Consider the following 3,052-nt stretch of genomic DNA (forward strand, 5'->3'; position numbering starts at 1 on the left):
CGACGGGATCTGCCGCTGCGCCAAGCCAGAAGCTCCGCGCCAGACCCCGCCGCTCACACCGCCGAACAGGCCAAACCCCACCGCCAGAGCGAACTCACCGCTGGATAAAAGTTGGGGGCAACGTCACGGGCAGTGATAACGCCTCACCTCCCCATGCAGTAGGGTGGTAGCTTCCAGGGGGTCCAAGGGCCGCGGATGCCTGAAAACCAAGCGTGACCGAAGATTGCGAGGTCTACCATTGTTGCGGCGCCGCTCCTGCCGTGTTAAAAAAACACTAAGACGGAGTGCGACGCTTTTGAGCATGGCCCATTCGTAGTGAACCCAGCACTTTGCTTGAGAGCTGGGCGAGCTAGAGGTGGGCCGTATTTTGTTTGCGGTTCGTGCGGCGCTTGGCTGCCTTATCGGAGTTGGGGCGAGCCTGGGCCTAGCGATGGGGCACGGCGGTGTGCGGATCGCTGCGGCAGTGTGCAGATCGCTGACGCCTGGGGGCAGACAGTCAGCGCAGCGGTTTGGTGGCAGTTGCGCCAGTGAAAGAAATGGGGCCACGGCGGCATGCTTCGAATTGACCAGACTTCGACTGACATTCCCGCTCGTATTCATAGCGAGAACGAGATAGATCTCGTTTTCCTCCTTCAAGTTGTCAAGCGCCAGAAGTGGCTCATCGCCACTGTTACAGCCGTCGTCGCCTCCTTGGCTGCTCTTTTCTGCGTCTTGTCCACGCCGCAATATTCGGCGAATGCCGAGCTCCTCATCGACCCCCAGCAGGCCCGCGGCCTCGAGGTCATGCCGCAACTGAACGGCCTGATGGATTCGAGCGCAATCGACAGCCAGGTGCAGATTCTGCAGTCGGAGCGTATCGCCAAGGCGGTCATCAAGGACCTGAAGCTGGTCGAGGCCAAGAAGGAACGGTTGGCGCAGGACGGTCCGTCTTTCCTCAGCAGAACGCTTGGCGTCGTGCTGCCGTTTCTCTTCCAGTCGGCGCCGCTCAGCGACTACGAGTGGGAACGGTCTGAGATCGATGAATTCGGCCAGCGCTTGCGGGTCAAGCGCGTCGGCATGAGCTACGTCATCGGTCTCGAGTTCAGGGCTCCCGACGCAGTGCTCGCCGCGGAAGTAGCTAACCAGGTGGCGGAAGCCTACATCGTCGACCAGCTCGAGGCGAAGTATCAGGCCACCCGCCGCGCGAGCGTCTGGCTCCAGGACCGGATCGCCGAGCTGCGCGACCAGGCGCTCGCCGCCGACCGCGCGGTACAGGACTTCAAGGGCAAGAACAACATCATCGATACCGCCCGCGGTCTGGTCTCTGACCAGCAACTGTCGGAGCTGAATACCCAGCTGATCACCGCGCGCACCGCCGTTGCCGAATCCCAGGCCCGCTTCGAGCGGGTTCAAAGCATCATCAAGCAAGGCGTCGTTGCCGGGTCGAGTGACGAGGCGGTCTCCGACGTGCTCAACAACGACGTCATCAGCCGACTGCGGACGCAGTATCTTGACGCGGTGAAGCGCGAGGCGGACTGGTCGAAGCGCTATGGTCCCGACCATATCGCCGTGTTAAATCTGAACCAGGAGATCAAGGGCCTTCAACGCTCGCTCTTCAACGAACTGTCGCGCATCGCCGAGACCTATAAGTCGGACCTGGAAATCTCCAAAGCGCGCGAGGCCAGTCTCTCCAAGAGCCTCGATACGCTCGTCACGCAGGCCAAGCTCACGGGCCAGGCCCAGGTCGAGTTGCGGGAGCTGGAAAGCAATTCCCAGTCCTATCGCGCGCTCTACGATAATTTCCTGCAGCGCTTCATGCAGGCTACGCAGCAGCAGTCGTTCCCGGTCACCGAGGCGCGACTCATCACCGACGCGTCGGCTCCCTTGCGCGCGTCCGCGCCGCGGACGACGCTGATCGTTGCCGGCGGAACCATGCTTGGACTGATGCTGGGGTTTGGCGCGGCGCTCTGGCGCGAGCGGATGAACCGGGCCTTCCGCTTGCCCACCGACGTGGAGCGATACCTGGGCCTCGAATGCCTCGGCGTCCTGCCGATTCTGCCGGCCGCGACCGCCACGACGGTTCCTGCCGGACAGAGCGCGTTCGATAGCTCAGCCGGCATCATGCGGCAGGCGATCTCAGATCCGTTCTCGCGCTTTTCGGAGACCCTGCGGTCGGTGAAGGTATCGGCAGACGTATCGATCCACAGCCGGTCGGTGAAGGTCATCGGCATCATTTCGACCTTGCCGAAAGAGGGCAAGTCGACGGTATCGGCAAATTTCGCCCAGTTGATCGCCCACAGCGGCCAGCGCTGCGTGCTGATCGACGGCGACCTGCGCAATCCGACGCTCACCCGCCGCCTCGCCCCCGGGCGCACGGTCGGTCTGCTGGAGCTGATTTTCGGTAAGGCGACCCTGGAAGACGCCAGCGTCATCGATCCCATGACCGGCCTGCGCTTCATCCCCGCCGTGGTTCCGGGCGAAATGGTGCACACCAACGAGGTTCTGGCGTCCGAGCAGATGTCGGCAGTCCTGGATACGCTGAAGCGCCAGGTGGACTACATCGTGATCGACTTCCCGCCGCTCGCGCCGGTTGTCGACGTGATGGCATCGACCCATCTCGTCGACGGCTATGTCTATGTCCTGGATTGGGGCGCGTCCAACCGCGATCTCGTGGCCAATGTTCTTCAGAACGCCCCGAACGTCTACGCCAAGGTTCTCGGCTGCCTGCTGAACAAGGTCGACCTCCAAGTCCTTCGCAATCTCGAAGATTACGGCAGCAAGTATTATTACCATAAATACTATGCAAATTACGGCCGCGATTCCTGATCAAGGCGCGGCGGGGAGTAGCAGGCCGTTGAAGCGTGACGTTGCCTCTTCCGGCTCATCCAGATTGAAGTTCGTTCTGGCCCATCGAGAGGACCGGAACATGAGGCGCAGCGGTTCACGGAAGAGATGGGGTATTCGGTCCTGATCTCTTGAGCCGTTTGCGGCGTTCCGCGGCGAAGAGGACGATCGGGGCCTGAACCCAGCGCCGGGAGGTCCCCATGGTGTACGTCGGCCTTGATGTCTCTCT

At 61.9% G+C, this 3,052-nt stretch carries 1 protein-coding gene; it reads left to right on the forward strand.

Annotation, left to right across the window (positions count from 1 at the left end; all coding sequences use genetic code 11):
• Positions 1-552 precede the first annotated feature (552 nt).
• On the forward strand, positions 553-2,805 hold the full coding sequence (locus ABLE93_RS26795) for a polysaccharide biosynthesis tyrosine autokinase (protein WP_348842706.1): 2,253 nt from the start codon (positions 553-555) through the stop codon (positions 2,803-2,805).
• Positions 2,806-3,052 lie beyond the last annotated feature (247 nt).

Origin of the sequence: Xanthobacter pollutisoli, from assembly GCF_040044995.1 — a bacterium.
GTDB lineage: Bacteria > Pseudomonadota > Alphaproteobacteria > Rhizobiales > Xanthobacteraceae > Xanthobacter.

Excerpts from the sequence above, each read along its gene's own strand:
- ABLE93_RS26795 (WP_348842706.1), top strand. The coding sequence starts at position 553 with ATGCTTCGAATTGACCAGACTTCGACTGACATTCCCGCTCGTATTCAT.